The organism is Aquiflexum sp., from assembly GCF_977115555.1.
Window position 1 is genome coordinate 1 of record NZ_CDSBKL010000307.1, and the last position, 5,115, is coordinate 5,115.

Consider the following 5,115-nt stretch of genomic DNA (forward strand, 5'->3'; position numbering starts at 1 on the left):
CATGCGGAGTACGGCTTCTGTACAAGGTTCTTTGGTGATGTACCCGATCTACAAGTTCGGTTCAGAAGCCCAAAGAATGAAATACCTTCCCAAACTTGCTTCCGGCGAAATGCTTGGTTGCTTCGGCCTGACTGAACCGGATCATGGTTCTAACCCAAGCGGTATGAAAACCAACTTCAAAGATATGGGAGACCATTATTTATTGAATGGCGCCAAGATGTGGATTTCCAATTCACCAAAAGCTGACATCGCTGTAGTATGGGCAAAAGATGAAACAGGAAGAATCCACGGCTTGATAGTAGAAAGAGGCATGGAAGGATTTACCACTCCGGAGACCCATAACAAATGGTCACTTCGCGCATCCTGCACCGGGGAGTTGGTTTTTGACAATGTGAAAGTGCCAAAGGAAAATATTCTCCCAAACAAATCGGGCCTTGGTGCACCATTGATGTGCCTGGATTCGGCAAGGTATGGCATCGCTTGGGGAGCATTAGGCGCGGCAATGGATTGCTATGATTCCGCAAGGAGGTATGCCATGGAAAGGATACAGTTTGACAAACCAATAGCTTCCTTCCAATTAATCCAAAAGAAGCTGGCAGAGATGTTGACTGAGATCACAAAGGCGCAGTTGCTGGTGTGGAAACTCGGCAAGATGATGAATGAAGGTAAAGCCACCACTTCCCATATTTCATTGGCAAAGAGAAACAATGTAGCCATGGCCTTGGAAATAGCCCGCGAAGCCCGTCAAATCCACGGCGGTATGGGCATCACCGGAGAATACCCCATCATGCGACATATGATGAACCTCGAATCCGTCGTGACCTATGAAGGCACTCATGATATCCATTTGCTGATCTTGGGGCATGAGATTACGGGGATAGCGGCTTTTAAGTAGGGGTTATTTCCCGCGAAGGCGCTAAAACGCAAAGAAATAAATTTCCAGATTTTGTTTCCCACGAAGTCACTGAGGCACAAAGGTAAAGATTTCTAGGAGGAGTGATTTTTTTTCCAGCAATGGTGGTAAAACACAAAGAAAAGAATTGATTGGATTAGATAAATTGGTTCACGCGAAGACGCGGTTCCGAAAAGGAAAAAGCCACCGGAGAAAGGAATTTTCTGGTGGCTTTTTGAATTTCCATTTTGGGACTCCTGAAGAAAATTAGTCAATCATTCCGGACACAGCGCACACTTAAGCCATCTCTTGAATTGGTAGAAAAAGTTAAGGCTACAAAATCCGATGATCCTTGCACAAGTCCTATATAAGGAAATCCATACACATCTTTAGCGCTAGTCCAAAATGTTGACAATTCAACGATAGGGGTACCAAACCCACCGTTCGTTCCAGAACGGGAACCACTTGGCAAAAACCGCAATCCTGAAAGATTGGTAGATTTTAAGGAACCCGATGGCCAACCTTTCACATCTCTAAGGTGTTTTCCGTAATTTAATCCGAAAATACCCGATAAGGAACTGAATTCAGAAGTTCCTGGAAGTCTCCAACCATCGGGACATATATCGCAGCAGGCGGCAGAGTAGTTGTAAAGTTTACCATAACTTTCATCTAAGCTAGAATCATTTCCCTTCCAAGAATAGGCAGGTCCTGTTGCGGAACTCCAAGCGGCATCTGATTCGAGCAATTGGATGGCTGTTCCATCCTTCTTTCTGGTTGTTCGAAGGTTTTCAGCCATCCACCAAGTATCGCCTATTTTGACCGTCTCATAAATATTCCCATCAATATCTTCCACTGTGCCAAATTCCGGAACAGTAAATTCAACGATCCTTTCACAATCGAGGGCATCTGTCACTTTTACCTCATAGTCTCCGGGAGAGAGGGTTTGCGAGAGATCAGCAGTTACTCCATTTGACCAGGTAATTGTATATGGGGCTTGTCCAAATTCGATATCGATATAATGGGTTTTTTCTATCATCAGCACCTCAACCAAAATAGGGCAAGTCACTTTAAGTAAGGCAGGAATTACAGCTTCAAATCCCAATGAATTTATCCGTATGGAAATGGAAAAGTTGAATGGTTGGGGATTTCCGTCCAAACTTTCCAGCTTTACTGTAAATTTTTCTTTGTCACTTTTAAATTCAACCAAGCGGATCTTCGGATTGCCGGTGACTGAATAATAATTCCATTCCAGATTTTGGATAGGCCCTTTTGTGGTTGGTGCATCGGCTGGAGGAAGAATTAAGGAACTTGGTGTCAACAATGGCATTTCCCATCGGTTAGCCTCCACATATTTTTCAACCACTTCCGAAAAGAAAGGGGAAATTTTTTCTATGTCCCGAAATCCTATCCCTTGTAGGTAAAATGGACCGCCTTCCGAAAGGTCTTCGACAGTAATAGGTCTGAATATGCCAATATGGCCAAAAGTCACCGACTCATTGGATTCGAGCTCCAGGGTTTCCTCAGGTGAAATCACCTCCCCTGTTTCAGGATCTTTCAATTCAAAGCCCCTTACCTGCGGGCATTCCAAAGTAAGGTGGGCATAATATTCCAACAGGAGTTTCTGATACCAAATAGACAAAACAATACCTGCCAGAACTGCATCGTGGTATTTGTTGGAAGGCAAAAAGACGTAGTCATTAAGATAGATGTAATCAAAAGCTACAAATTTATAAGTCATTGAGCCCAATATAAAATCAGGTGTGTTGATACATTCCAATTCAAAAGTATCTTTTGGCCAAGGCATAAACTCATCAATATGTTGTAGTATACCCGAAAGCCTATCATTCTCAGATTCTGTCAATGCTGCTTTCTTCTGATTGAAAAACGCTATCCAAGTTTCAAAAGGACCAGCCAATTCTTTAAGTTTTTCGACTTTCTGAATCCTATCCTGAAGTTCTTTTGTCTTTTCAAAAAATAAATCAAAAAAAGTCTTCTGATCTGTGAGATTCGGCCATTTACTAAGCTGCAGGTCCCAAGTCCTGACCTGCTTACCCATAGTGACCTTTAATTCAGTAGGCCCCTCCCCTATATTGGGGATGAGAAAGATCAAGGTATCCCCAGGGATTCTGCCTAAGCTAATGTCCACATCCCCAATTGTCCCCGAAAAACTTTTGTCCTCCACAGGGATATCCGGTGCAGGTATTTTCGCCAATTGGTAAATCACCCAATCTCCTCCGGCTACTGGGGGAAGGACTTGGAGGGGTTCTTCTTCTTCTTTGCAGGAAAAGAGGATATTTACAGAAATTGAAGCAATAATAAAAAGTAAGATTCTGAATTTCATGTTGTTAAATCAAAACATCTTCAAGTTAGTCAAGTTTATTAACTTTTTAATGGGGCACGAAAAATTTTGAAGGAAAAAAGAAAATCAAATGTCATCAATGAATTTCGACCCAAGAGGAATCTTTTAGTACCATCGCAGGAACACACCATCTCCATATGTTGATTCTGGGAAATGAGATTACGGGGATAGCGGCTTTTAAGTGATAGTCTTCTAAAAATTAATTTATAGGAGGTCAAAAAATTCCTCATTCCTTGACACACCTGACCGAATAAAGCTCATTGGGATAATCGGCCCTCGCCCTCATCTCTTCTCCTGAATCTAAACCTATCAAATAAAAATTATGGCTAAATGGAGGGTCGGGTTTGATAGGGACACGAAAATAGGTTAGCATTCCCTCTTCCACGAAAGCACCGCTCCAATCAATATATCCGGTAGGCTGGGCAGAAAAACCACTGATATTGGTGCCTTTTGCCACAGCGATATCCCATCCCTTGAATGTTTTCATTTTGGTAGCGTGCCTTGGGCCTAAATATTCCTGTAGCTGAAACCAATCTTCCTCCACAGGATATCGCCAACCGGTTGGACAGATTCCGCAGCAAACAGCTTTTCCATTGTATACATTCCCATAATTCTGATCTTTTCCTGGTTTGGTTTCAATAACTGAATAGACGCTCAGATCGGGATTTCCTGTCCATTCTGAAGGTACCTCGACTTTGGTGATTGGAGTGCCATCGTTTTTCCTTGTGGCGCGGAGATTTTCCGCCATCCACCATTGATTGCCGATCTTGACTGTCTTGTATACATTGCCATCGATGTCCGTTACTGTACTGAATTCCGGCATTTCAAAGTCAACCGACTCTTCACAGCCCTCCGAATCAAGTACTTGAACAGTGTATGTACCGGATGTAAAATCAAATGGCCCCGCACCTGTCAGCCCATTGCTCCATGTAATCTGATAAGGAGGTAAACCATATTGAATACCCATTTGGATCTTTCCCTCATCCAAAACAACCTGTGCTAACATGGGACAGAAAACCTTGAGTTTGGCAGGAACATTTTTCACAAAATCTCGAGAGTTCATATACAATACAAAGTCCTGTTCCAAACCTGTCAAGCTTTCCAATTCTATCTTTAATTTACCCTCTTCTAATACATATTCAATCAATCTGATCTCCGGTTTATCATAAATTTGGACTGTCATTGGAAAGGAAGACGGAAAAGGAATTTGTTCAAGTGGAGCCGATGCGGGAATGATATAAAGAGGTTCTTCCTCCATAACATGAAGATCAGCCCCGTTGGCCAACATAACCAGAATTTTGGAGGTGTTTTTTTTGAACGTTTTGAAACTTTCCACTTTTGCTCTGAACTGATCTTCAAAATAGGAATTAAGACCAATCATATTGGGTTTTTGAAATTCCCCAAAAGCATAAACTTCATTCATTTCACCGGACTCGAAAATCAAAGTCGGCTGTTCAACAAATGATCCCGGTTGTTCACCTGGTATTTTGAATACAAGGTTTCTGAGGATCGGACATGTCAAAGTTTTGGCTGCCAACGCCTCCATAAGCCCGACTTGATACCAAAATGACAAACCGATTCCGGATTTGATTGATCGATAAAATTTAGAATCAGGCAATTCGGCATACCTTGCCAAAAACTCAAAACCTCTTGGGGAAAAGGGTAGTGAAAACAAATTTTCAACGAAATTAATCCTCCCTAAAAAATCAACAACGGGATAATCTTCGCAGGCTGGAACTTTCAATTTCGAGGGAGAATCCTTTAAAAAATTAAGCCAAAATTTATTAAAAGGCTTGGTCATAACTCCTTCGAAATCCTTTTTTTCCTTTTCGTTAAGTTGTGAATATTCCATTTTTAATTGGCT

General features: G+C 42.0%; 3 protein-coding genes. 1 reads left to right on the forward strand and 2 read right to left on the reverse strand.

The genetic code is table 11. The features are described 5' to 3' along the window. A partial coding sequence (locus tag ACZFYI_RS15455; protein WP_462525028.1) for an acyl-CoA dehydrogenase family protein occupies positions 1-895 on the forward strand: 895 nt, incomplete at its 5' end. Between the two features lie 268 nt (positions 896-1,163). On the opposite strand, the gene ACZFYI_RS15460 is transcribed toward ACZFYI_RS15455, so the two are convergent. Beyond that, positions 1,164-3,233, reverse strand: a complete 2,070-nt coding sequence (locus ACZFYI_RS15460; RefSeq protein WP_462525029.1) for an FISUMP domain-containing protein — start codon at positions 3,231-3,233, stop codon at positions 1,164-1,166. A gap of 244 nt (positions 3,234-3,477) precedes the next feature. Next, positions 3,478-5,103: a fibrobacter succinogenes major paralogous domain-containing protein gene (locus ACZFYI_RS15465; RefSeq protein WP_462525030.1), complete on the reverse strand. Its 1,626-nt coding sequence runs from the start codon at positions 5,101-5,103 to the stop codon at positions 3,478-3,480. Between the last annotated feature and the right edge of the window lie 12 nt (positions 5,104-5,115).

Excerpts from the sequence above, each read along its gene's own strand:
- ACZFYI_RS15465 (WP_462525030.1), bottom strand. The coding sequence starts at position 5,103 with ATGGAATATTCACAACTTAACGAAAAGGAAAAAAAGGATTTCGAAGGA.
- ACZFYI_RS15460 (WP_462525029.1), bottom strand. The coding sequence starts at position 3,233 with ATGAAATTCAGAATCTTACTTTTTATTATTGCTTCAATTTCTGTAAAT.